This is a genomic window from Dinghuibacter silviterrae, from assembly GCF_004366355.1.
Classification (GTDB): Bacteria; Bacteroidota; Bacteroidia; order Chitinophagales; family Chitinophagaceae; genus Dinghuibacter; species Dinghuibacter silviterrae.
Genome location: NZ_SODV01000001.1, coordinates 2,053,205 through 2,075,345 on the forward strand (window position 1 = coordinate 2,053,205; position 22,141 = coordinate 2,075,345).

Consider the following 22,141-nt stretch of genomic DNA (forward strand, 5'->3'; position numbering starts at 1 on the left):
CATGCCACACATTGACCGTTTTCCCGAGCCGGACAAAAAGCTGGGGGAGGAACCGAGGATACATCCGACATGCGTCGTCCGGAACAGCAGCGTGGGCGCGTGGACGGACTTAGGCGCGCACACCTCTCTGGTGGACTCGTCTTTTGGAGATTACAGCTATACGGCGGGGGACGTGCAGATCATCTATTCGGACATCGGAAAGTATTGCTCGATTGCCAGCCATGTGCGCATCAACCCGGGGAACCATCCGCAGTGGCGGGTGACGCAACACCATTTGACGTACCGGCGCCGGCAGTATGGCTTGGGGGAAAAGGATGACGAGGCATTTTTCCAGTGGCGGAAGGACCATGCCTGTAGCATCGGACATGACGTCTGGATCGGGCACGGGGCGGTGATCATGCCGGGGGTGACCATCGGGACGGGCGCGATCGTGGGTTCGGGAGCGGTGGTGACGAAGGATATTGGCCCTTACCAGGTCGCGGTGGGGGTGAGCGCAAAGGTCATAAAGCAGCGCTTCCCGGACCCGATCGTCGAACGTCTGCTGGAGAGTCATTGGTGGGAATGGGACAGGGCAACGCTGGAGGAACGCTTTGAGGATTTGCTGGACCTGGAAACCTTTTTAAAAAAATACGTATGAAAAAGCTGATAGGCGCTGCCATAGTGCTGCTCGCGCTGGCAGGGTGCCGTTCCAAACAGGCTTTGGATGCGAACGGTGTGCCATACACGCTGCTGGTGGGCATCTATGAGGGCGATAACCCCGGGGAACAGACGCGGGTGTTGGACCCGATCAGAGAATACCTGTCGCGCAAGCTGGGGAGGCCGGTGGAGTTCCTGACGTCTTCCGATTATACGTCGGTGATCGAGGCGCTCCTGACCAAAAAAGTGCACATGGCCTATCTGAGTCCCTTCCCGTATGTATTGGCCACGCAAAAACAAAAACTGATACCCCTGGTCGCGGCGGGGCTCAACGGGAAGCCGGCGATGTACCGGAGCATTATTTTCACCAGCCCGTCCACGGGGCTTCATTCGATGGAAGACGTCCGGAGGCGGTCGCACAGCCTGACGCTTTGTTTTGCGGACCCGGCGTCGACGTCGGGGCACCTGGTGCCCGCGGCCTACCTGAACAGCATCGGCCTCGACCCGAAAACGGCCTTTAAGGAATCGATGTTTGCAGGGTCGCACGTGGCGTCGATGTTGAGCGTGAAGTCGGGTAAGATAGACGTGGGGTGTTCGTTTGAGTATGGTTATCAGAAGCTCATCAGGGAGAATACCATCAAGCCGGAGGACCTGACGATCCTGTGGACCTCGGACCCGATCGTGGAAAACCCGATTGCGATGCGGACGGACATCAATCCTGAGTTTGCGGAGAAGGTGAAACAAGCCTATATCAACATGCAGCGGGACGCTCCGGAAGCAGCCAAGGGATATTTTGCACGGTACCAGCCGAAACAGGCGGACAGCCTGGGGTATATGGCCATATCGGACACTGCCTTTGACGGGCTGCGAAAGCTGATGAAGGACGCAGGGGACATCACCACCGACAAACAATAGCCATGCTGGAAGTACGTCATATTTCGAAAACCCTGCCGGGGGGACGGAAGCTCCTGGACGACATCAGCTTTTCGGTACGGAAGGGGGAGTTTGTGGGCATCCTGGGCGCGAGTGGCGCGGGGAAGACGCTGACCTTGCGTTGCCTGAACGGATTGATGACACCGGACGCGGGCTCGGTATTGCTGGAGGGCGAGGATATCTGCCGGGTGTCCAAGCGCCGGTTGCGGTTGCTCCGGCAGCGCATCGGCGTGGTCTTCCAGGGGTATCACCTGGTCAAAAGGCTCACAGCCCTGGACAACGTCCTGGTGGGACGGCTGGGCCGGATCAATACGCTCCGGAGTCTTGTCTACGGATTTACGGACAAAGAGGCGGACGCGGCCTTGCAGGCGTTGGAGCAAGTGAAAATACCGCAACTGGCGGGGACGCGTGTGGGTAGCCTGAGCGGGGGCGAAATGCAACGCGTGGCGATCGCGCGGGCGATCTTTCAGGAACCGGGGTTGCTGCTGGCGGATGAGCCTATATCCAACCTGGACCCAAGCAACGCCAAAGTGATCATGAAGCTGATCCGTCCGCTCGCGGAGAACATGCCGGTCGTCGGTGTTTTCCACCAGCCCGAGATGACGGCGCGTTATTGTACCCGGGTCATTGCCCTGAAGGAGGGGCGGATCATTTATGACGGGGACCCGAAGCTGTCACAGGAACAGTTGGTGGATATCTACGGGGAGGAATTGCGCCAAATAGAACACCATGAGCCTACACGACTATAGCCTCCGGCGCTACCGGAAAGGCGTGTTGCCTGTAACGGGGATGGCCTTGCTGACGGCCGGGGCCGCGGTGGTGTGCAAGGTCCGCTGGGACCTGTTGTACAAAGGCCTGGGCAGCGGGCTGGTGTATTTCAAAAACCTTTTGACGCCGGACGTGGGCGCCTTTTCCGAATTGTTGAAGCCCGCGCTGGAAACAGTGCTCATCGCCCTGGTGGGGACTTTCCTGGGGACCCTGGCGGCCCTGCTGTTCGGTCTGGCGGCGGCGTCCAACGTGGCGCCGCCCTGGTTGCGGCAAAGCGTGCGCTTTCTGCTGGGGTTGGAGCGGGCGCTCCCGGAAGTGGTCATCCTGCTTTTCCTGGTGGCGGCCTTTGGGCTGGGGCCGTTTGCGGGGGTGTTGTCCCTGGTGATCGGGGCCGTGGGCATGCTGGGGAAGCTGTTTGCGGACGCCATCGAGGAAGTGGACCCGGTGTCCATTGAATCGATCCAGGCGGTAGGCGCCAGCAAGGTGCAGGTCATGTATTACGGTGTGCTGTTGCAAGTCCTGCCGACCGTGGTGTCCTATGCGCTTTTCCGTTTCGAGCTGAGCATCCGCCTGTCCGTCGTTTTGGGCGCGGTAGGTGCGGGCGGGATCGGGCATGAACTATACCGGTCCTTTGCCTTGCTGGACTTTCACCGGGCCTGCACCGCGCTCCTCCTGGTGCTGGTGCTGGTGGTTGTTTCCGAACGGATTTCTGTGTACCTGCGCAGTCGTGTGCGTCAAAAAGGGAGGCCCCGATGAAAGCACGGTTGTTTCTACAGCGGGCCACGGTAAGCAGCCTGCTGGCCCTGATCCTGCTGGCTTCCTTTGTGTACATGGGGGTGAACCCCGGTATGCTGTTTACAGAATTCCATTATGTCGTCGACCTGGCGGGGAGCATGAGTCCTCCGCACTTCTCCCTCCTTTGGATGGACAAAACGATTGCCTTTTCCGTGCTGGAGACCTTGTCCATGGCTTTTTTAGGGACCCTGGCCGGGGGTATGCTGGCGGTGGGCTGCGCCCTGCTGACGGCAAAGGATACGATGCCTTACCCCTGGATCCGGGGTATTGCCCGGTTTATGGTTTCCCTCGTCCGGGTTATACCGTCGCTGGTGATGGTGCTGATTTTCGTGGTGACCGTTGGGTTGGGGGCCTTTGCGGGTATGCTGACCCTGGTCCTTAGCACGATGGGGACCTTTGGACAGCTTTTTACCGAGGTCATCGAAGCCACCGAAAAGGCACCGGCGGAAGCCATCTTTTCGGTGGGCGCCACCCGCTGGCAGGTGATCCGTTTTGGGATCCTGCCACAGGTGTTGCCTTCCCTGACCGCCAACTTCTTTTATGCGTTCGATGTCAATGTCCGCTCGGCCGTGGGTTTGGGCATCTTCGGGGGTGGGGGCGTCGGGTTCCAGCTTTTCCTGGCGATGCGGGTGTTGCACTACCGGGACGCCTTTGCGCTGATCTGCGTGATCGTCCTGCTGATCGTCCTGACCGAGAAGTTGTCGGACGGGCTTCGCCGGCGCCTGATCGGCAGAGGGCGCCACCGCCAACACACAAAACTTCACTAAATCTTTACGGAGGCCTAACCTACCATTAATATAGTTAAGGGATATTCGTTCAGATGAACACCCAGCTCCTGACCAACGCCCAGATAGTTACCCCTAGCGCGCATTTTACCGGGTCCATAGAAATCGACAATGGAGTGATTGCTGCCATTCACAAGGACAAATTCTACCGGGACGGGCACGACCTGAAGGGTGCCTGGCTGATTCCCGGTTGTATCGACATCCATACGGACTACCTGGAAAAAGAGCTGCATCCCCGGTCCAGTGCTTCTTTTCCCATGCCCTTCGCCCTCCACTTCCTGGACGCCCGCGCGGCGAGTTGCGGGATCACCACCGTGTTCAGCGCGATCAGTTTTTCAGACAACGAAAGCAAAGGCCGGAACTTCGAACAGGCGATCTGTATGGCCCGCCAGTTTGACGAGGTGAGGGGTAGCCTGCTCCTGCGTCATTTTCTCCACGCCCGGATCGACCCCAATACGCACGCCCTGCTGGACCACCTGTCCGATATGGCGCTCCTGGAAAGTTTGTACATGGTCATCTTTAACGAAAATATCCCCGGTGAACGCCAGTATTCCCTGAACCAGCAGATCGAGATGCGGATGAAGGAACACGGCACGTCCTGGGAGGTGACCCGGGACAAGCTCCTGGCCCAGATACAGGAAGCCCGGGAGATCAATCACCGACACCTGATCTACGAGGCGTTCAAGGACAAATGCGTCATCGGGAGCCATGATGATACCACGGTCGCGCACATCCTGGAGGCGCATGCCTCCGGGTCGGTTCTCGCCGAGATGCCGACGACCCTGGCCGCGGCCCGGAAGGCCAAGGAGCTGGGTATGTGGGTCTGCATGGGGGCCCCCAACTATTACCGGGGCGGATCACACTGCGGGAACCTCGCGTGCGTGGATGCGATGGAGGAAGACCTGGTGGATATCCTTTGCAGCGACTATCACTTCCCGACGATGCTGGGCAGCGTTGTCCGGATGATCGACGAAGGCATGTCCCCCAGCAAGGCCGTCAATATGGTGACCCTGAATCCCGCCCGGCTGCTCCGGTTTGACGAGGAGATCGGGAGCATTGCGGTCGGGTTGAAGGCAGACCTCGTCGCCTTCCAAAGCGAGCGCTCCTTTGCCTCCGTAACCTCGGTCTGGGTCGAAGGGGTTTGTAAAATGGCCGCTGACTATACCGAAAAGGCCCGTCCGCTGACGGGCGCGATCAACACCATCGAAAGCCATACCCTATGAAGGTCGGCGTGATCGGTGACATCCACGAAGACGCCGTCTCTTTGAAAAAAGCACTGCGGTGTCTGGAACAGCGGGGGTGTACCGAAATCATTTGCCTGGGAGACATCGTGGGGTACAAGGTCAATACCTATCACTACCTGGACACCCGGAGCGCCCACGAATGCATTGCCATGGTCCGGGCCAACTGCCAGGGGGTGGTGATCGGCAACAACGACCTTTACCAGATCAAAAAACTCCCGGTGTACCAGGGGCCGTTTGCCTTCCCCGATAACTGGTACGAGCTGGATTTTTTTGAGCGCAAGGCCTTGTCCGGTAACAGCGTCTTTCTATACGAGGACGTGCAACTGCCCTCCCTGCTGACCCGCGAAGACCGGGCCTACCTAGACGCCCTGCCCGAAACCTGGCAGCAGTCCTACGACGGGCGCAGGGTTCTTTTTTCCCACTTTGCCTATCCCGACCTGCACGGCCTGGGGACCTATTTTCCCAAGCAGGCCGACGAGTTCCTGGATCACCTCAGCTTTATACGCCGCCAGCGGTGCAGCCTGGGCATATCGGGACACATGCACTTCGAGGGCGTCAGCCTTTGCGACGGGGAATACCTGGCCCGGAAGGGTTTCGGAACCTATCCTTTGCCGTCCGGCCTGCTCTATCTGTACGGGCCTTGTATCGCGCGCTGCCAGTTCCGGCATGGATATTTGATTTTAGACACCGGCGCGTCCACCATAGAGGCAGTGTCCCTGGAAGAGAGCGTGCGCAGTGTATCGAAACCGGACAGCGTATTTCCGATGAGTGGTTTCTAAAGCGTTGTGCGTCAGTTTATATTCAAAAGGGCACGGCTTTGGCGGTTTCTCGGTTATGCTTTTCAACTACTTCAAGATAGCCCTCCGGCACTTCCGGAAAAACACCCTCGCCACGGTCATCAACCTCACCGGTTTGACCATCGGCCTGACCAGTTGTCTGCTGATCACTGTCTATATCCTCCATGAGCTTAGTTATGACGGCTTCGAGACAAACGGGGACCGGATCGCCAGGGTGATCATGGAGTATGCCTTTAACGGGAGCAAGGAATCGAAGACGGGTAATTATACCAGCACCAAGGTCGCCACGACCTTTCAGCGGGTGTTTCCGGAGATAGCGTCGGCCGTCCGGATGGAGGAAGCTAAAAGGGTCGTGACCTACCAGGACAAACAGTTTTCGGAGGACCGGTTTATGTATGCCGATTCTTCTTTTTTGACCGTGTTTTCCTTCCGGCTTTTGGACGGGGATGCCCATACCGCGCTGAGCGGGTCCCACAAGGTGCTCCTGACCGCGACCGCCGCCCGGAAATATTTTGGGGATGGCCCGGTGATCGGGCAGATGCTCAAGGTGGGGCCCGACACGATCCCCTACTTCGTCACCGGGATTATCCAGGACTGTCCTTCGAATTCCCAGATCAAGTTTGACCTTTTGTGTTCCTTTTCTTCCTTAGGCGTCAACCAGGACAAGACGTATTGGAACGCCAATTATACCACCTACCTGCTCCTGAAGAGCCCCGCGGCTATCGCTTCGCTCCAGGCAAAGCTGCCGGCCTTTATGCAATCGGAGATGAAAGGGACGAGCGCCACCGTTAACTTCACCCTGGAGCCCATGCGGCGCGTCCATCTTTTTTCCGAATACGGTGGTTTTGAACCCAACAACAACATCACGTACATCTATGTCCTGGGTGGCGTCGCTCTCCTGATCCTGGCGATTGCTTGTTTCACATACATCAATCTGTCGACCGCGCGTTCGATGGAAAGGGCCCGCGAGGTCGGTGTCCGCAAGGTCATGGGCGCCGGCGGGCGGGCGTTGTTCTGGCAGTTTATCGGGGAGTCGCTGATGCTTGCGGGTGTGTCCATTTTGCTGAGCTTGCTCGCGGCGGCGCTTGTACTGCCGGCTTTTGACGGGTTGACCGGGACCGCCCTGCCGACGTCGGCACTATATTCGCCTTCCATCCTGCTCACCCTGTTGGGCTTTATGGCTTGCGTTGGTTTGGCGGCCGGCGCTTATCCCGCCCTGGTGCTGTCCGGTTTTCAACCGGTGAAGGTCCTCAAGGGGTCATTTAAACATACCGACAAGGGGCAGTGGATGCGCCAGTCGCTGATCGTCTTCCAGTTCGTCATCAGCGTCTTCCTGATCGTATCCACCGTCGTGGTCCGGAAGCAATTGTACTACATACAACACAGGGACATGGGCGTCGACCGGGACCACGTCCTGGTGCTCCCCCTGGACCGCAGGATGCGTGATAAAATTGACTTGTTCAAAACCGAGTTCACCTCCGTTCCCGGTGTCCTCCACGCATCCGCCACCCAAAATTCGCCGATCAATATCGTGAGCGGATTTACCATGCGTTCGGCGGCCATGCCGGCCAGCCAGAATATCGCGGTCAGCGCCAATCCCATCGACGAGGACTATGTCAAGACCGTGGGGTTGCAACTGGTAGCCGGTGAAGACCTGACGCACCAGGATATGCAGCAAGCCGCCCTGCCCGACAGCATCCAGTTGTATCATTATATCCTCAACGAGTCGGCGGCCCGCCAGTTGGGCTGGACACCGCAGACCGCCATCGGCCAGCGCATGTATATGGAAAGCCAGCAGGCCGGGATCGTAAAAGGGGTTGTCAGGGACTTCAACTTCGCGTCCATGCACGACGCCATCAAACCCCTGGTGCTGTTCCCCGGAACGACGTACAGCTACCAATGGCTCCTCAAGCTCCGGTCCGGCGACCCGTCGCCCATGATCGCCGCCCTTGCTGCCAAATGGAAGGACCTGGTCCCTTACCGTCCCTTTGAATACCACTTCCTGGATGAAGACTACGACCGGATGTACCAGTCCGAAATCCGGCTGGGCCAGGCGCTGGACCTGTTTGCCGGGATCGCCATCGTCCTCGCCTGTCTGGGGCTGTTTGGCCTGTCCTCTTATGCCGCCCAGCAACGCGTCCGGGAGGTGGGTATCCGGAAGGTCCTGGGGGCGTCCGTCGGCCAGATCGTCCTGTTGCTGTCGCGGGACTTCGTCCGCCTCGCGGGCATCGCCTTTCTGGTGGCGTTGCCTTTCTCGTGGTGGGCCATGCACCGTTGGTTACAGGACTTCGCCTACCGGACGAGCCTCAGCGTGTTTGTTTTTGTGCTCGCGGGTGTGCTGACGCTGGCGTTGACGCTGGTGACGGTCAGTATCAAAGCGGTGGCGGCTGCCCTCATGAACCCTGTCAAAAATCTACGGACAGAGTAGCCGTCCCTCCGCCAGGAGCACCACACCTCCGCGGACGATCACGTCGCTGCTAACGGTAACGTATAACCGGCTCTCGCGTCCAAGGTGTACGCCCTGGACAAGCCCGATTTCTTCACCGGGAGCCGCCACGCCATGGCGTACCAGGTAAGCGCCCACGGGGCCCGCCAGGCTGCCTGTGGCGATGTCCTCCACCTTCCCGAGGTTGTCCCCCGTCCGCATGGAGCGTCCGTCGACGTCGACAAGACCGATGAACTTGGCGCCCACGGCTTCCAGCATTTCCGAGAGCCCCTCCGCACCGATGTTTGCGGTGGTGAAATTCCGTTTCAGCGGCACGAGCAGGTAGGGGAGACCGGTGGAGACCACCTGGAGGGGGTATTTTTCGTCCCGGTCTTTCGGGTCTATTTGTAATGCTTCCAACACCGGCTTTCCCGCCGCTTCGGGCAGCGGCTCCCCGAATTCCGCTTCCCCCTGGTTCATTGTGCAGCTGTAGCCGTAGTCGGTTTTCCTCGTGGCAATGGGTAAGGATTTTTGAGGAAAAATAAAGATCCAGCCGGCCTCCGTTTCTCCGGCCCTGTTGAGCGCATGCAACTGCGCCGCCGCGCCGATAGACGGATGACCGGCAAAAGACAGCTCCTCCTCCACCGTAAAGACGCGGGCGTCGACCAGCGTCCCCTCCGGCCGGGGCCGCACAAAAATGGACTCAAACTGCTTCATCTCCTGGGTGATCCGCAACATACGGTCCGCGGGCAGCTCCACGGGCGGCAGGAAAATCGAAAGGCCGTTCCCGGAAAAGGGCACTTCCGTAAATACGTCTGCGTGGTAATAGGGGATATACATGATACAAAGGTCCGGTTCTTTTGCATGACAGAACAGATGCAGAATTGAAATATTATTGCATAACAGATGGTTTCGTATTTTTGTACCATGACCACCTTCTGCGTCCCCGACCACCTGGCGTCCTGGGAAAACCGGGACCTGACGGTATACCATTACCGCAGTCCTTCGGAGCGTCCCTTCAAAACCCCCGTCGAACTCCTGCGCCCGATGTTCAGCTTTCTCCTTTCCGGTGAGAAACACGTATACCTGCAGGAAGATGCGATCCATATCGACCCGGGGCAGGCGTTGCTTTTTCCCATCAGTCATTGTCTCATGATGGAACGTGCCCCCCGGGATGGACAGTACAGCAGCCTGCTTTTTTCCTTTACCTCCTCTGCCGTGGCGGCCCTCCGCGAAAAGCACCCCACGATTTTCCGGCGCAGGCCGGCCGGTCTCCGGAAGGCTGCCTTCGTCCTCGACCAGGATGATTTTGTCCGTTCCTTCGTGGCCGCCCTGTTGCGCCTGGAAAGCGGCGCCACCACGCTGGCCGACGCCCTGCTCCCGCTAAAGTTCGAAGAGCTGATGCTCTACCTGGCCCATACCTATCCCACTACTTTTCCCGACTTCGTCACCGGTCTGGACGAGGAAGACGCAGACGGCCTCTTGAAAAGAGTGGTCGAACACAACATCCACAACAACCTCACCCTGGAAGAGCTGGCTTTTCTTTGCCATGTCAGCCAGTCCACATTCAAACGGAAATTCGAACAGCTTTTCGGCACGCCCCCGATCCGGTGGTTCCACGAACGGCGCATGGCCCACGCCGCGCGGCTTTTGGGGGAACACGGCCGGAAGGCCAGCGAGATCTACGAAGACCTTGGCTACCGGAACCTCAGCAGTTTTGTACAGGCCTTTAAAAAGGAATTCGGCGTCACCCCCGGCGCCTGGCGTCCGCAGGAAATGACCTTATAGCGATAGTAAATGACTGTTCCGGTATAGCGCCCGTTTTTCGGGTGGGGTACCTTTGCGTAAACATCATTTACTTATGAAACAATTTTTCTTCCTGTTGTCTCTTATGGTTTGCGTCGCCGCCCAGGCCCAGACATTTACCCTCCGGAGCAACGAGCTCGGCGGTCAGGCCACCAACCGCCAGTTCTTCAGCGGCTTCGGCTGTCACGGGGACAACGTCTCTCCCCAACTGTCCTGGACCGATGCCCCCGCGGGTACCCAGGCCTTCGCCGTCACCATGTACGACAAGGACGCGCCCACCGGTAGCGGTTTCTGGCACTGGGTCGTGTTCAATATCCCCGCTAACGTGCTTGAACTAAAATCCGGTGCCGGTGACGCCTCCAAAGGCCTCCTCCCCGCCGGCGCCATCCAAAGTGTCACCGACTTCGGCAAACCCGGTTACGGCGGCCCCTGTCCTCCTCCCGGCACCCCGCACCAGTACCTCATCACGGTCTATGCGTTGAAGAACAAGCTCAACCTCGATGCTTCTGCGAGCCCCGCGTTTGTCGGGTTTAACCTCCACTTTAATATGCTGGCGGAAGCGTCGATTGTGATGTACGGGCAGCAGTAGTGTTTAAAGCGTCAGCCGGAACCCGATGCCCGCCTCGCCGCCGGTGCGGCGGGCACCGTTATACTGCGTGAGGGAGGTGGTCCCGTTGGAGAGGTAGAGGTTGTCCACCCCGAGCCCCGTTTTCCACCATCCATAGTTCCCGTGAAGCGAAATCGCCCAGTGGCTGCGAAGATGGTAAAGAAGCTCGCAGGCGGGCACCACGCCAAACCCGTTGGCGTGATCGCGGAAGCTGACAGGATGTTGGAAGGTGGTGATCAGGTTCCAGTCGGCGGTGCCGTCAAAAACCACCTGGTGATAGGCGATAGAGGGGTCGACTTCCCAGCGGTTACCAAAGGGAATCAGTGCGGTCATGGAACCTAGGAAGCCTTTCCAGAGGGCGGTGTACGAACTGTTGAGCGTGGAAGGGGCGTTTCCTTCATACGCCTTCAGGTAAAGGTTTTGCTGGTCTCCGCCATAGCCAAACGCCGGGATAAGGACGATCCGGGGACCCAGGTTCAGGCGATACCCGAGTTGTATGTCACCTGAGAGCAGGTTCCCTTCCCCCGCGTCAAAATAGCCATAATAAGAAACATCGGTGCGGTTGTCGCCATGGTAGTCGGTGTCCGTGGCCCGGCCGCCGCTGATGGTGGCCATTGAAAAATGACCATGCAGCTCCAGCGAACGGTAGACCTTCCACCGGACGTCGGCCGCGCACAGCAAACCGTCAACGCTTTTCCAGATCAGTTCGGAATAGATATTGGGGTCTTGGCCCTGGAGGTTCCCGGCGATGGACCAGCGCAGGTTTTCGGACCGGTAGCCGGTTTGGATTCCGACTTGCAACACGCCGGTGTCATGCCCGGTTTGTTGGGCGTGGGCGTTCAGCGTGATCCAAAGGGAAAGGCAAAGCAGTATTAACTTTTGGCGAGGAACGGACATGTCGGGCGATTTGGCATGGTAAGATACTCTTTTTATATTTGATCCAGGATGAAACTGCTTGTCTTTCCCGTCTGCTTACTGGTGTGGTTGCCCTTCGCCCCGATGGCCCAAACGCCCCGGCCCGTGGCCGTCAGCGCCTTTATGATCACACGGATGGCGGAGAAGTACCACGCCGCGCCCAGGCCCTTTGACGGGGCCTTTTCCCGGGCCTTTTTCGAGCAATTTTTGCATGGGTTGGATGCCGAACACTTTCTCTTTCTCCGGGGGGACCTGATCCGTTTGGAACCCTTCCGCCTGCAACTGGATCAACAGGTCAGGGCCGAACGGACGGATTTCCTAGATCTGGTAACGGGGATCTACAGGGAGCGCATCCGCCAGGCGGATTCCCTGGTGACCCTGATCAGCGACGTGCCCATGAAACAGCATTATACCTACAAGGGCGATGCCCTTGAAGATACCAGCGCCCCGCTGAACCTGGTGGGCATGCGTTCAAAGCTGGCCGCCTTGATGGGGGAGGCGGAAATGGCCTATCTGCAAAGGGACCTCGACAGCGGGTGGAATGACACCGAGCCAAAGGAAAGAAGAAGGGTAAGGGACATGGTCCGCCGGAATATCCGCGGGTTGACCCAGGGTCCGGGCGGTCTTTCGGCTATGCTCGACCTGTCGTATTGTAATGCCCTGGCCTCTTGTTATGACCCGCATACGGAATTCTTTTCCAGCACCTTGAAGGAACAGTTCGAAGGAGAACTGGGGGGCAAGCGGTTTGTGTTCGGGTTTGCCATGAAGGAGCAGGCAAATGGGGTGTTTATCGACCGGGTGCAGGCCGGCAGCCCGGCGTTCCGGACCGGGGTCTTTAGCAAGGGGGACCAGTTGACCGCTATTCAATGGGCGGGTAAAGAACCTATAGACCTGACGGACGCCACCCTGGAGGAAGTCAATACGATCCTGGAGGCCAGCAACCACGACGAAGCCACCTTTACCATCAAAAAGGCCGACGGGTCAACCCGCCAGGTCAGCCTCAGCAAGGAGGAAGCGCCGGAAGAGGGATTGGAACTCGACAAGGTCAAGGGATGGGTGCTCAAGGGCGTCCAGAACATCGGCTATATTTCGCTGCCCGCCTTTTATACCGATTGGGACAGCCGGGAGGGGGCGGACAAAGGATGCGCGGAAGACGTCGCCAAGGAGATCCTCGAACTCAAAAAAGAAAACATACAAGGGTTGATCCTGGACCTCCGGTATAACGGCGGCGGGTCCCTCGAAGAAGCCATCGACCTGGCGGGGTTGTTTATCGACGCGGGCCCCCTGGCCCAGTCCAAAGACCAGGATGGAAAACCTGTCGTGCTGCGGGACGTCAATCGCGGGACGGTTTTTGACGGTCCCCTCCTGCTCCTGGTGAACGGGTATAGTGCGTCGGCCTCCGAAGTCATCGCGGGCAGCCTCCAGGATTATAACCGCGCCATCATCATAGGGACGCCGACGTATGGAAAGGCGACCGCCCAGGTCATTCTGCCCCTGGACACCAATATCGACCTCAATGGCGGCGCGTCCTTGCAAAACAGCGGAAATTTCATAAAGCTGACGGTGAGCCGTCTTTACCGGGTCACGGGTGCCAGCGTACAGGCTTTGGGCGTACAACCCGACGTCGTACTGCCTGCCCCGGCTGGCGCGATCGAGCATCGCGAAGCGGATGAACCGCGGGCCCTCCTCAACAGCACGATCGCGCCCAACAAATACTACCGGCCGTATCCCCCCCTGGCCAAAGCCCCGCTCCAGGCCGTGGTTGCGGCGATGGAGTCGGCAGGGCTTTTCAAACCGGGGACGCATTCCTCCACCTTCGTCATGACCGGTCCGAAGGATGAGCAAAAGTGGCTGGAAGCGGATCTCGTGCTAAAAACCACCACCGACCAAATCCGGCAGGCCCTTCAGGGCGACCCCTATATGGAGGCCGCGTACAGGGTCGCCTGTCAAATGCATAAATCCCCCACAGAATGAATAGAATTTTACTTTGCTTGCTGCTTACCCTAATGGGTCTTGCGCTCAAGGCCCAGGACCTGAGCTCCGACCCGGGTAAATACATGGACGCCATTTCCACCGCCATGACGGACATGAACAAGACCTATATGGCCTACCTGAGCGCCACGGCCCATAGCCACCGCGCCCGCAAGATCGAAAAGATGCGCCAGCAAACACTGCAAAGCATCACCGATTGCCGGTATAAGATCAACGGCCTTCCCTATTTCAAAGGGGACAATTCACTGCGCCAAAGCAGCATCGATTATGTCAAGCTGTGTTACAGCGTTTTTAATGAGGACTACGCACATATCGTCAATATGGAGGAGATCGCCGAACAGTCCTTTGACGAGATGGAGGCGTACCTCCTTCTCCAGGAAAAGACCAACGAACGGATCCGGTCCGCCGCCGACAGCATGGACCTCGCGGAAAAAACCTTTGCCGCCAAGTATTCGATCCACCTGATCAACGGGACGAGTGAACTTTCCCAAAAGATGGGCGTCGCCGAAAAACTGAATCACTATTATAACGAGGTGTTCCTTTTGTTTTTCAAGTGCAACTGGCAGGACGAAGAGATCACCAAGGCCATCAACAAAAAGGACCTGAAGAATATCGAACAGTCCCGGAACTCCCTGGATAATTTTGCCACGGAGGGACTAAAGGCCCTCGACACCCTACGCGCGTTCGAAGGTGACGCTACCCTGTCCGTCGCCTGCGCCGGGGCCTTGAAGACCTACAAACACATGGCCGAAGTAGAGCTCCCCAAAGTGGAAGACTTCTACCTCAAACAGGACAATTTTGAAAAACTCAAGGCCGCCCTGGACGCCAAACCCCAAAGCAGCCGGACCCAGCAGGACATCGACTCCTACAACAGCGCCGTCAAGGATGTCAACGCCAGCGTGAATGCGTACAACCAGCAGGGCACCCAGATGAACAACGACCGGAAGACGCTGACGGATAACTGGAATAATGCGGAGAAGTCGTTTATGGATGCGCACATGCCGCACTATAAGGCCTAACATAAAAATTTTTCCTGGCCCCTGCTGACATAAGGCTGTCAGCGGGGGCCATTTCCTTTGTGTCATAAACAACAACAGTATGACCACCTTACTCGAATTGACCAAGGAAATGGAACTCGAAGCCCGGACCACCCGTAACATGCTTTCCCGCGTACCGGCCGACAAGTTCAACTGGCAGCCCCACCCGAAAAGCATGACCCTTGGCCGCCTGGCGACCCATGTGGCCGAAATACCGGGTTGGGTAACCATCACCCTCACCACGTCGCAACTGGACATTGGGAAGGACGACGACTACAAACCCTTCGTGGCCGAAAACCCCGAAGCACTGTCGTCCTATTTCGAAGAGCAACTGTCCGGCGGCCTGTCCCACCTGGCGGATGCGGAAGAAGCCGAGCTCGCCAAGGAATGGACCTTGCTTTCCAAGGGGCACGCCGTCTCCGTCCAAACCAAAGCGGAAGTCATCCGCATGGCCTATTGCCAGATTGTGCACCACCGCGCCCAGCTCGGGGTTTTCCTGCGGCTGCTCGACGTCCCCATCCCCGGGAGCTACGGTCCGAGTGCAGACGAAGGGAACTTCTGATGGTGTATCTTTAAGACATGACGGTTCTTCACGACGCCACGGATCAACAACTGGTGGAAGCCATTGCGGCCAACCATAGGGTTTACTTCCGTATGGAGGCCAAACAGGCGGGCGGGGAAGAACGGCAAACCGGACCGGTCGTCTGGACCTGGTTGCCGGTGGGAAAGCGGTCCAACATCGCGTTCCCCCGGCTACCCGGCCAGGAGGCCGGTCCTTATCTCGACCTGCTGATGGACGCATTCCGGGACGCGCCGCCCACTTCCGCGGGCTGTTGGTCGCTCGACCCGCCCGAGCCCGCCGACCTTGGCGTCCGTCTCCTGGCGAGGGGCTTTCAACCCGGCTGGCGTCCGCACTGGATGGTGGCCGACCTCGACAAAGACCTCCGCGAAGAGGTCACCTTTCCTCCCGGGTTGGAGATCACGGCGGACAAGGTCACATCTTTGAGCGGTGTTGCGGACCTGCCGTATGCATGGTCCGAGGTATTGTTGCAGGAAGGCGAGGCGCTGACGCAACGCTTTATCGCGCGCATCGACGGTAAGATCATCGGTCAAAGCGGGGTGCTTTGCACGGACGTCGCGGGGTTGTACAACGTCAGCGTCCTACCGGCGTACCGCAGCAAGGGGATCGGTAAGGCGCTTACGCTGGTCACTTGCCGTTTTGCGCGGGACAAAGGGTACCGGTATGCCACGCTCAACGCCTCCGGGGATGGAAGACGCATTTACAACCAACTCGGTTTTCGTTCGATCGGTGACGGCTGGACGTGGTGGTTGATGAACGACCGGTGGCTGGACAATACGCCGGAGATGATTGCGCTTGCAGAAGCCATCGGCCGCGGCGCTCCCGACGGCTTGGCCGTTTCTGAGGATGACCTTTCCCGGCCACTTTCCAATGGTATGACCTTGCTGGAACTGGCGGTCCACCTGCGGCAACCGGCGTCCGTGGACTGGCTGTTGGACCAAGGTGTTCCGCTCCGTCCGCTCGATGCCTGGGATTTGGGTTGGAAGGATCGTTTTGTCGCCCTGTTGTCGGCAGATCCTTCCCTGGTCAACCTGCGCTACGGCGACGGGGAACTTACCCTCGCGCATACCGCCGTGGAAAGGGGAGATGTGGAACTGCTCCGCTATACGCTGGCCGCGGGACCGGATCTTAGTATTACTGACAAGCAATACCAAGGTGTTGCTTTGGGATGGGCGTATCATTTCGGCCGGAAGGAGATGATCCGGATGCTGGGCGGCGAAGCCTAGGGCCTCACAGGTACCGCAGCCATACATTCTCCCGGTGTGCTGCCTTATAGCGCCCCCATCGCACACAAATCGGATACGCCACCGCCACGACAGCGATCCACACGAGGTACACCCCGCCCAGCGAAATCCCCGCCCCCGGAGGATTCCCGAAAAGAAAGGGACCGAAGACGAGATCTTTGGGTCCAAATCCCAGCGCAAAATCCATGATGAACATGGCCGTGTGGATGAGGAAAATATGCCAGAGGTAGTAATACATCGGTACCCGTCCATAGACCTCCAGGAAACGGGTGAACCGGTTATCCCTGCCTTCCGCCGCGGCCAGGAGCAGGAACATGATACCCAACGTCACGAGGGTATACAACAGCGAAGGAGGATTCTTGGTGACGTTCATAAAAGAAAGGAAGGCATGATCGGCCGTCCATGGGAAGGGATCCCCGTACCGGTTGATCCAGCGAAGAAGGGCAAACAACGCGAGTGCCGCCACCCCGATGCCGAGAAATAAACGCCCGCGATGTTCCCGGAGGAACAGGGGCCCGCAGGCAAACCCCGTGAGCATGATTCCAAACCAGGGCAGCACCGGATATAGGTAGGCAAAAGTAAAATGAGGTGTCACCTGCGTAATGGAGGTAAAGAAAAGAAAGTCGAATGGTCCACCCCCTTTCACCAGGTTATGACCGGCAATGAGGACGAGGCCAAGAACCGCCAGCCACCGGGCTTGCACCCGGAGCAAGAGGGACAGCAACAGGAACCCGGCGCCGATGGCAAAGATCACCTGGAGGAAAAGGATGCGGAAATGAATATCCGCCCAAAAAAGAAAATTGATCAATGTGACTTCGAGGATGATCAACCAAAGGCCCCGCGTCACCAGGAACCGCCTCGCCGAAAGGAAGTCCTTCCGCGAGCCCAGGTAGGCCGAGGTGCCCGACAGGAAAACGAAAGTAGGGGCGCAAAGGTGCGTGATCCAGCGTGTGAAGAAAAGCAGGGGGGTAGTCTTGTCCACGTCGAGCGGGTTGATGTTGCTCGCGTGCATCAGGTCTCGCGTATGGTCAAGGGCCATGAGGATCATGACCAGGCCCCGGACGATGTCTATGGAGTGGATGCGTTTCATTGGAAGGTGGCGACACCCGCAATCACCCGGTAAGGTTTGTTAAAAAAGTCCAGGATCGTCTTGTTAAACAGCTCCCGTTTGTATACGGGTGTCGAGTGTCCCGAATTGGGGATGATCCAACAATACGACTGCGGAATATTTTGAGCAATCAATACCGTATGCAGCACCGGGATGACGTCGTGGTCACCGCCGATCACCAGCGACGGGCACTGGATCGTATGCAACTGGTCCAGCGTGATGTGCGGCTGGTAAAGGTCGAGGTTGATGATTTTTAACGCGTTTTTCGTATTCGGTTTTTGGGGCTGACTGCTTAGGCGGGCGGCTTCTTTTTCCATCAAATGGAACACGAAAGGCGTCAACCCGGTCGTATCCGGCCAAAGGTTCGCGCCCGTGATGGCCAGACGCCTGACTTTATCCGGGTGACGGATCGCCAGCACGAGGCCATCTATACCCCCGTCGCTCCAGCCGATTACGTTGCAGCTGTCAAGGTGGAGGCTGTCCAGCAGGGCGCTGAAGTCGTCGGCGATCATTTCGAAGCTCAGGGAATCCGAGGGGTCCGTGGATTTGCCGTGGGCGCGGGTGTCGACCGCAATGACCTTAAATTGTTGTGAAAAAAAAGGAATTTGACCACCCATATTGCTGATCGATCCCCCGTTGCCATGGAGCAAAAGAACGGGTGCTCCCTCCCCGTAGACTTCATAATACAGGCGGATCCCCCTGGTAGACAGGAAGTGGCCCGCAGCGGGGTTGTTGCCGTAAGAGACCTGGGCGTATCCGCCCGCGCTGCATAATAAGAAGAGGACCAGGACAAAGAACTTCATAACCCGGCTTTTATTCAAAATAAGCATTATTTGTCCCGGAGGATGCTTTTTTATCCCAAAGGTTTAATACCCACAGGAAATATTGATGGCATAATAGTTGGATTATATCCTGTAAATAGTATAAGTTTCATCTATCTATTGTGTTATGAAAAAGTATCTATTATACGCAGCGTTCGCCTTCTCTCCCGCCCTTTTGGCGTCGAGTGCGTCTGCTCAGTTCAGCGTCTCCGTTGGCGTGGTCATCCGGACGGCCCCTCCGGCCCTTCCGGTATATGTACAACCCCCTTGCCCCGTGCAAGGGTATCTGTGGACCCCGGGTTACTGGGCCTACGATGACGACGACGGGTACTATTGGGTACCGGGTGTTTGGATTGCCCCTCCTCAACCCGGCTTTTTGTGGACCCCGGGCTATTGGGGTTTTGCCGGCGGCGTGTATGGCTGGCACGGCGGTTATTGGGGGATGCACGTCGGTTTCTACGGTGGCTGTAACTACGGTGGCGGCTACGGCGGTGTCGGGTTTATCGGCGGCGGCTGGTCCGGCGGCGTATACCGCTATAATACCGCCGTGGTGAACGTCAACACGACCGTCATCCACAACACGTATATCGACCGGACCGTCATCAACAATACCACGGTCATCAACAACCGCGCAAGCTTTAACGGCCCCGGCGGTATCGACCGCCAACCCAACGCGCAAGAACGTTCCTTTGCAAATGACCGGCACGTCCAACCGACTACCGAGCAGTTCAACCACAACCATACCGCCAGCCAGGACCGGAATGCCTTCGCCTCGGCCAACCACGGCCGTCCCGCCATCACCGCGATGAACAGGGTAGGGGGTAATCACTTTGGTTCCCAGGGGCATTCGGCACCGGCTACGGCCTATCAGCCGCGCAATAACGCAGCGCGCCCTGGCGGGCAGCCCGGAGGGGGACAACCCGGTGGGATGCACGCCAACGCGGCTGCTACGCGTCCGGGCAACAATCCCGGTGGATCGCACCCCGGCGGCAACCCCAACGGCGGGCGCCCGGGTGGCAATCCTAACGGTTCGCACCCCGGTGGCGGCCAGGCCTACCACCCGGCCCCGGTCCATCAAGGCGGGCAACCCGGTGGTCAGCACCCCAACGCCTATCACCCGGCCCCGGTCCATCAAGCGCCTCGCCAGGCACCTCCGCAGCACCAGCAGCAGCCGATGCGTGAGTCCCACCCGGCGCCCATGTCCCGTCCAGCCCCCATGTCCCGTCCGGCCCCTGTACGTCAGGCGCCCCAGGGACACCCCGGCGGCGGCGGTGAGCACCATGGGCATCGCTAGATAACCGAAGCCTAGGCTTCGGTTCGGCGCCGCGGCTTCCGCCGGGCGCGCGCCCCGGACCCTACAAACCCGTGATCAGATCCTGAGCAGGCCAAGCCTGCGCAGACCGGTCACGGGTTTGTTGTCCCAAAACAATTCGAAATCGCCCAGCCCCGCGCGCTCATAACTCTCCCTGATCTCCTGGAGGGAGACCGGATGGTGAAGCGTCTCCAGGATCCCCGCCAGCCACTCCCCCTGGAGTTGTCCCACGCTTAGCCTGAACGTCTCCTGGAGGTGTTCGAAGACGAGCTCGCTCATCTCCCAATGCTGTCCCTTTTTGGATTTTGTAAAATGGCGAACGGAAGGTTTCCCGCCCAGCCAGACCACTTTCGCGTTGGGTGCGGCGGGTTGGTATTCTTCTTCCTCCAGGATCTGCTGGATATACTGGGGCGGGAGTTTTGTGGAAGGTACCTTGAAGTCAAACCATTTTTGCAACGGGTAGTCGAAACAGGCCCCGTGCATATAATTGAGCAGCGACTTGGCGAGACCGTACCCAAAGGCTTCGTGGTCGGTACCCTTCGGGTCGCGGTGCGGGATGTCATTGTTGGCAAAGGGCCCCTCGACCCAGAGGCCGCCGCCCTCTGCCCGCGGCGCGCTGCCCTCCGCATGGGCCGCGGCCGGCCCCACTTTTTCCACGCCGAAATTTTCCGGGGCCATACCCACGGGGCTGTGGGCCGTCATCGTAAACAAATGCCAGAAACCCGACCGAAGCACCCCCGCCGCAAAAAGCTGCCGGACCACTTCCAGGGAGTCGATGGTCTCCTGGGCCGTTTGGGTGGGAAAGCCATACATCAGGTAGGCATGGACCATGATCCCGCTCAGGCTAAAATTCCGGCAGACCCTTGCCACCTGGGCCACCGTGGTCCCTTTGCGGATGAGTTCCAGGAGACGGTCGGAAGCCACCTCCAACCCGCCCGATACTGCGATACAACCCGACGCCCGCAATAACTGGCAAAGGTCTTTCGTAAAGCTTTTTTCAAAACGGATATTGGTCCACCACGACACTGTCAGGCGGCGCCGGATGATTTCCAGCGCGAGGGCCTTCATCAGCGAAGGCGGCGCCGCCTCGTCCACGAAGTGGAACCCGTTTTGCCCCGTCCGCTCCATCAGCTCCTCCATGCGGTCGCACAGGAGCTTGGCCGTTAAGGGCTCGTATAGGCGTATATAATCCAGGGAAATGTCGCAAAACGTACACTTCCCCCAGTAGCAGCCGTGGGCCATCGTGAGCTTGTTCCAACGCCCGTCGTTCCAAAGGCTGTGCATCGGGTTGGCGATCTCGATCGCCGATATATACCGGTCCAGCCAAAGGTCGTCATAGTCCGGTGTGCCCGTTTGGGCCTGCTTATAGTCAGGATGGCTGTCGTTATTGACAAAGGTGACGGCGCCGTTTTCCAGGGTCCAGGTGCGTTTCAGCCCAGTCCCCGCCGACAACGCACCGCAGACATGCCGGTAGAGGTTTTCCAGCGGCGCTTCCCCGTCGTCGAGGGTGATGAAATCCACGAATTCGAAAACCCTCGGATCCGCCAGCGAACGCAGTTCCGTATTGGGGAAACCACCCCCCATCGCCACCCGAACACCGGGATGGTGTTTTTTGATCCAGGCGCCGCAACGAAGCGCCGCATACAGGTTCCCCGGGAAGGGCACCGATATGGCGACCAGACACGGCCGGACCCTTTCCATATACCCCTCCAGCGTCCGCAGCAGCAGGTGATCGGTATAGGTCGGCTCACCCCGTAGCGCTTCATACAGCTCGTCAAAGCTCCCTGCCGACCGCGCCAGCCGCTCCGCATACCGGCTAAACCCAAAGTGCGGGTCGACGCACTCCGTCATGAGGTCCGCCAGGTCTTCGAGGTATAGGGTCGCCAGGTGTTTGGCCTTGTCCTGTATCCCCATCTGGCCAAACGCCCAGCCCAGGTCTTCCAACTGTGCAAACCGTGACGCCTCCGGCAGGAAGTTTCGCTGCGCGATGAGGTGCGCCATCGTGGGCGCCTTGCCCTGCAGGAAGCGCACCACCTGCGTGATGGTGCGCAGATACGCGTCTTCCAGCGCGAGGATGCGGGTGGCGTTCGCAGAGCGCGCCGCGGCAGCCGCCGTTGCGGCTCCGCCGCTCGCCTTGATATGCGCGAAAAGCGCCCCCAACCCCTCCTTGGAGAAGATCGCCAGCGTAACCTCTATACCCAGGTCCGCCTGCACCGAAGGAATGCCCTTGGTATTCAGAAAGCCCTTCAGATAGGCCGTCGCCGGGTAGGGCGTATTCAACTGGGTAAAGGGCGGTGTGAACAGAAAGACGGGGGCCTCCAAAATGGTCTCGTTTA

At 58.6% G+C, this 22,141-nt stretch carries 20 protein-coding genes; 15 read left to right on the forward strand and 5 right to left on the reverse strand.

Features of this window, described 5'->3' with window-relative positions:
- Nucleotide 1 precedes the first annotated feature (1 nt).
- Genes EDB95_RS09220 through EDB95_RS09255 form a run of 8 tightly spaced genes read left to right on the forward strand, consistent with a single transcriptional unit; the run spans nucleotide 2 to nucleotide 8,386 of the window.
- Complete coding sequence (locus tag EDB95_RS09220; RefSeq protein ID WP_133992876.1) at nucleotides 2-637, forward strand: DapH/DapD/GlmU-related protein; 636 nt, start codon at nucleotides 2-4, stop codon at nucleotides 635-637.
- The gene (locus EDB95_RS09225) at nucleotides 634-1,551 is read left to right on the forward strand and encodes a phosphate/phosphite/phosphonate ABC transporter substrate-binding protein (RefSeq protein WP_133992878.1); all 918 of its coding nucleotides are present in this window, start codon (nucleotides 634-636) and stop codon (nucleotides 1,549-1,551) included. The genes EDB95_RS09220 and EDB95_RS09225 overlap by 4 nt, the downstream gene beginning before the upstream one ends.
- A gap of 2 nt (nucleotides 1,552-1,553) precedes the next feature.
- Complete coding sequence (locus EDB95_RS09230; protein WP_133992880.1) at nucleotides 1,554-2,318, forward strand: phosphonate ABC transporter ATP-binding protein; 765 nt, start codon at nucleotides 1,554-1,556, stop codon at nucleotides 2,316-2,318.
- Entirely contained in the window at nucleotides 2,299-3,093 is a 795-nt protein-coding gene (phnE, locus tag EDB95_RS09235) for a phosphonate ABC transporter, permease protein PhnE (protein ID WP_133992882.1), read from the forward strand. The genes EDB95_RS09230 and phnE (EDB95_RS09235) overlap by 20 nt, the downstream gene beginning before the upstream one ends.
- Nucleotides 3,090-3,899: a phosphonate ABC transporter, permease protein PhnE gene (gene phnE / locus EDB95_RS09240; protein ID WP_133992884.1), complete on the forward strand. Its 810-nt coding sequence runs from the start codon at nucleotides 3,090-3,092 to the stop codon at nucleotides 3,897-3,899. Before phnE (EDB95_RS09235) ends, phnE (EDB95_RS09240) begins: the two co-directional genes overlap by 4 nt.
- A 53-nt stretch (nucleotides 3,900-3,952) precedes the next feature.
- Entirely contained in the window at nucleotides 3,953-5,140 is a 1,188-nt protein-coding gene (locus EDB95_RS09245; protein WP_133992886.1) for an alpha-D-ribose 1-methylphosphonate 5-triphosphate diphosphatase, read from the forward strand.
- Nucleotides 5,137-5,940, forward strand: a complete 804-nt coding sequence (locus EDB95_RS09250) for a metallophosphoesterase family protein (protein ID WP_133992888.1) — start codon at nucleotides 5,137-5,139, stop codon at nucleotides 5,938-5,940. The genes EDB95_RS09245 and EDB95_RS09250 overlap by 4 nt, the downstream gene beginning before the upstream one ends.
- Before the next feature lie 55 nt (nucleotides 5,941-5,995).
- On the forward strand, nucleotides 5,996-8,386 hold the full coding sequence (locus tag EDB95_RS09255) for an ABC transporter permease (protein ID WP_133992890.1): 2,391 nt from the start codon (nucleotides 5,996-5,998) through the stop codon (nucleotides 8,384-8,386).
- On the opposite strand, the gene EDB95_RS09260 is transcribed toward EDB95_RS09255, so the two are convergent.
- Nucleotides 8,372-9,223 (reverse strand): PhzF family phenazine biosynthesis protein, encoded by an 852-nt coding sequence (locus EDB95_RS09260; protein ID WP_162852530.1) that lies wholly within the window; start codon nucleotides 9,221-9,223, stop codon nucleotides 8,372-8,374. The genes EDB95_RS09255 and EDB95_RS09260 overlap by 15 nt on opposite strands.
- An 87-nt stretch (nucleotides 9,224-9,310) precedes the next feature.
- Between EDB95_RS09260 and EDB95_RS09265 the strand changes: the two genes are divergently transcribed.
- Both EDB95_RS09265 and EDB95_RS09270 read left to right on the forward strand, forming a co-directional pair.
- Nucleotides 9,311-10,171 carry a helix-turn-helix transcriptional regulator gene (locus EDB95_RS09265; protein ID WP_162852531.1) on the forward strand — a complete coding sequence of 287 codons (861 nt, stop codon included), beginning with the start codon at nucleotides 9,311-9,313 and terminating at the stop codon, nucleotides 10,169-10,171.
- A 73-nt stretch (nucleotides 10,172-10,244) separates the two neighbouring features.
- Nucleotides 10,245-10,778: a YbhB/YbcL family Raf kinase inhibitor-like protein gene (locus tag EDB95_RS09270; protein ID WP_133992897.1), complete on the forward strand. Its 534-nt coding sequence runs from the start codon at nucleotides 10,245-10,247 to the stop codon at nucleotides 10,776-10,778.
- Between the two features lie 3 nt (nucleotides 10,779-10,781).
- Here the strand turns inward: EDB95_RS09270 and EDB95_RS09275 are convergent, their stop codons facing one another.
- The gene (locus EDB95_RS09275) at nucleotides 10,782-11,693 is read right to left on the reverse strand and encodes a hypothetical protein (RefSeq protein ID WP_133992899.1); all 912 of its coding nucleotides are present in this window, start codon (nucleotides 11,691-11,693) and stop codon (nucleotides 10,782-10,784) included.
- Between the two features lie 48 nt (nucleotides 11,694-11,741).
- On the opposite strand from EDB95_RS09275, the gene EDB95_RS09280 reads away from it, so the two are divergent.
- The 4 genes from EDB95_RS09280 (at nucleotide 11,742) to EDB95_RS09295 (ending at nucleotide 16,546) form a co-directional block, all read left to right on the forward strand.
- A complete protein-coding gene (locus tag EDB95_RS09280; protein ID WP_133992901.1) occupies nucleotides 11,742-13,685 on the forward strand; it encodes a S41 family peptidase in 1,944 nt (647 codons plus the stop codon).
- Nucleotides 13,682-14,722 carry an LIC11966 family surface protein gene (locus EDB95_RS09285; protein WP_133992903.1) on the forward strand — a complete coding sequence of 347 codons (1,041 nt, stop codon included), beginning with the start codon at nucleotides 13,682-13,684 and terminating at the stop codon, nucleotides 14,720-14,722. Before EDB95_RS09280 ends, EDB95_RS09285 begins: the two co-directional genes overlap by 4 nt.
- A gap of 79 nt (nucleotides 14,723-14,801) precedes the next feature.
- The gene (locus tag EDB95_RS09290; RefSeq protein WP_133992905.1) at nucleotides 14,802-15,302 is read left to right on the forward strand and encodes a DinB family protein; all 501 of its coding nucleotides are present in this window, start codon (nucleotides 14,802-14,804) and stop codon (nucleotides 15,300-15,302) included.
- 17 nt (nucleotides 15,303-15,319) lie between these two features.
- Nucleotides 15,320-16,546, forward strand: a complete 1,227-nt coding sequence (locus tag EDB95_RS09295) for a GNAT family N-acetyltransferase (protein WP_133992907.1) — start codon at nucleotides 15,320-15,322, stop codon at nucleotides 16,544-16,546.
- 4 nt (nucleotides 16,547-16,550) lie between these two features.
- Here EDB95_RS09295 and EDB95_RS09300 read toward each other — a convergent pair whose 3' ends face one another.
- Together EDB95_RS09300 and EDB95_RS09305 are read right to left on the reverse strand one after the other, a co-directional pair.
- Entirely contained in the window at nucleotides 16,551-17,654 is a 1,104-nt protein-coding gene (locus tag EDB95_RS09300) for a DUF1624 domain-containing protein (protein ID WP_133992909.1), read from the reverse strand.
- The gene (locus EDB95_RS09305) at nucleotides 17,651-18,475 is read right to left on the reverse strand and encodes an alpha/beta fold hydrolase (RefSeq protein ID WP_133992911.1); all 825 of its coding nucleotides are present in this window, start codon (nucleotides 18,473-18,475) and stop codon (nucleotides 17,651-17,653) included. The genes EDB95_RS09300 and EDB95_RS09305 overlap by 4 nt, the downstream gene beginning before the upstream one ends.
- A 145-nt stretch (nucleotides 18,476-18,620) precedes the next feature.
- Between EDB95_RS09305 and EDB95_RS27865 the strand changes: the two genes are divergently transcribed.
- Nucleotides 18,621-19,787 (forward strand): YXWGXW repeat-containing protein, encoded by a 1,167-nt coding sequence (locus tag EDB95_RS27865; protein WP_211352064.1) that lies wholly within the window; start codon nucleotides 18,621-18,623, stop codon nucleotides 19,785-19,787.
- Between the two features lie 75 nt (nucleotides 19,788-19,862).
- Here EDB95_RS27865 and EDB95_RS09315 read toward each other — a convergent pair whose 3' ends face one another.
- Complete coding sequence (locus EDB95_RS09315) at nucleotides 19,863-22,127, reverse strand: B12-binding domain-containing radical SAM protein (protein ID WP_133992913.1); 2,265 nt, start codon at nucleotides 22,125-22,127, stop codon at nucleotides 19,863-19,865.
- Nucleotides 22,128-22,141: the final 14 nt, after the last annotated feature.

Bases quoted from the DNA above. Each gene is read 5' to 3' on its own strand.
- EDB95_RS09275 (WP_133992899.1), bottom strand. From the start codon at position 11,693: ATGTCCGTTCCTCGCCAAAAGTTAATACTGCTTTGCCTTTCCCTTTGG.
- phnE (WP_133992882.1), top strand. From the start codon at position 2,299: ATGAGCCTACACGACTATAGCCTCCGGCGCTACCGGAAAGGCGTGTTG.
- EDB95_RS09265 (WP_162852531.1), top strand. From the start codon at position 9,311: ATGACCACCTTCTGCGTCCCCGACCACCTGGCGTCCTGGGAAAACCGG.
- EDB95_RS09270 (WP_133992897.1), top strand. From the start codon at position 10,245: ATGAAACAATTTTTCTTCCTGTTGTCTCTTATGGTTTGCGTCGCCGCC.
- EDB95_RS09295 (WP_133992907.1), top strand. From the start codon at position 15,320: ATGACGGTTCTTCACGACGCCACGGATCAACAACTGGTGGAAGCCATT.
- EDB95_RS09290 (WP_133992905.1), top strand. From the start codon at position 14,802: ATGACCACCTTACTCGAATTGACCAAGGAAATGGAACTCGAAGCCCGG.
- EDB95_RS09280 (WP_133992901.1), top strand. From the start codon at position 11,742: ATGAAACTGCTTGTCTTTCCCGTCTGCTTACTGGTGTGGTTGCCCTTC.
- EDB95_RS09285 (WP_133992903.1), top strand. From the start codon at position 13,682: ATGAATAGAATTTTACTTTGCTTGCTGCTTACCCTAATGGGTCTTGCG.
- EDB95_RS27865 (WP_211352064.1), top strand. From the start codon at position 18,621: ATGAAAAAGTATCTATTATACGCAGCGTTCGCCTTCTCTCCCGCCCTT.
- EDB95_RS09255 (WP_133992890.1), top strand. From the start codon at position 5,996: ATGCTTTTCAACTACTTCAAGATAGCCCTCCGGCACTTCCGGAAAAAC.
- EDB95_RS09230 (WP_133992880.1), top strand. From the start codon at position 1,554: ATGCTGGAAGTACGTCATATTTCGAAAACCCTGCCGGGGGGACGGAAG.
- EDB95_RS09260 (WP_162852530.1), bottom strand. From the start codon at position 9,223: ATGTATATCCCCTATTACCACGCAGACGTATTTACGGAAGTGCCCTTT.
- EDB95_RS09305 (WP_133992911.1), bottom strand. From the start codon at position 18,475: ATGAAGTTCTTTGTCCTGGTCCTCTTCTTATTATGCAGCGCGGGCGGA.
- phnE (WP_133992884.1), top strand. From the start codon at position 3,090: ATGAAAGCACGGTTGTTTCTACAGCGGGCCACGGTAAGCAGCCTGCTG.
- EDB95_RS09250 (WP_133992888.1), top strand. From the start codon at position 5,137: ATGAAGGTCGGCGTGATCGGTGACATCCACGAAGACGCCGTCTCTTTG.
- EDB95_RS09245 (WP_133992886.1), top strand. From the start codon at position 3,953: ATGAACACCCAGCTCCTGACCAACGCCCAGATAGTTACCCCTAGCGCG.
- EDB95_RS09225 (WP_133992878.1), top strand. From the start codon at position 634: ATGAAAAAGCTGATAGGCGCTGCCATAGTGCTGCTCGCGCTGGCAGGG.
- EDB95_RS09220 (WP_133992876.1), top strand. From the start codon at position 2: ATGCCACACATTGACCGTTTTCCCGAGCCGGACAAAAAGCTGGGGGAG.
- EDB95_RS09300 (WP_133992909.1), bottom strand. From the start codon at position 17,654: ATGAAACGCATCCACTCCATAGACATCGTCCGGGGCCTGGTCATGATC.